The sequence below is a fragment of the Escherichia sp. WS3227_2 genome (assembly GCF_046486495.1).
In the GTDB taxonomy this organism is placed as follows: domain Bacteria; phylum Pseudomonadota; class Gammaproteobacteria; order Enterobacterales; family Enterobacteriaceae; genus Escherichia; species Escherichia coli.
In genome coordinates this window covers 1-518 of the sequence record NZ_JBJQLG010000060.1, presented here as the reverse complement: position 1 = coordinate 518, position 518 = coordinate 1, and the positions used below count along the sequence as shown (strand labels likewise).

Below are 518 nucleotides of genomic sequence, written 5' to 3'. Positions count from 1 at the left end.
ACGCTTCTTTAAGGTAAGGAGGTGATCCAACCGCAGGTTCCCCTACGGTTACCTTGTTACGACTTCACCCCAGTCATGAATCACAAAGTGGTAAGCGCCCTCCCGAAGGTTAAGCTACCTACTTCTTTTGCAACCCACTCCCATGGTGTGACGGGCGGTGTGTACAAGGCCCGGGAACGTATTCACCGTGGCATTCTGATCCACGATTACTAGCGATTCCGACTTCATGGAGTCGAGTTGCAGACTCCAATCCGGACTACGACGCACTTTATGAGGTCCGCTTGCTCTCGCGAGGTCGCTTCTCTTTGTATGCGCCATTGTAGCACGTGTGTAGCCCTGGTCGTAAGGGCCATGATGACTTGACGTCATCCCCACCTTCCTCCAGTTTATCACTGGCAGTCTCCTTTGAGTTCCCGGCCGGACCGCTGGCAACAAAGGATAAGGGTTGCGCTCGTTGCGGGACTTAACCCAACATTTCACAACACGAGCTGACGACAGCCATGCAGCACCTGTCTCAC

1 rRNA gene is annotated in these 518 nt (G+C 53.9%); it reads right to left on the bottom strand.

The features are described 5' to 3' along the window. Positions 1–14: 14 nt before the first annotated feature. Positions 15–518, bottom strand: a 16S ribosomal RNA gene (locus ACJHXB_RS24820); the annotation flags it as partial.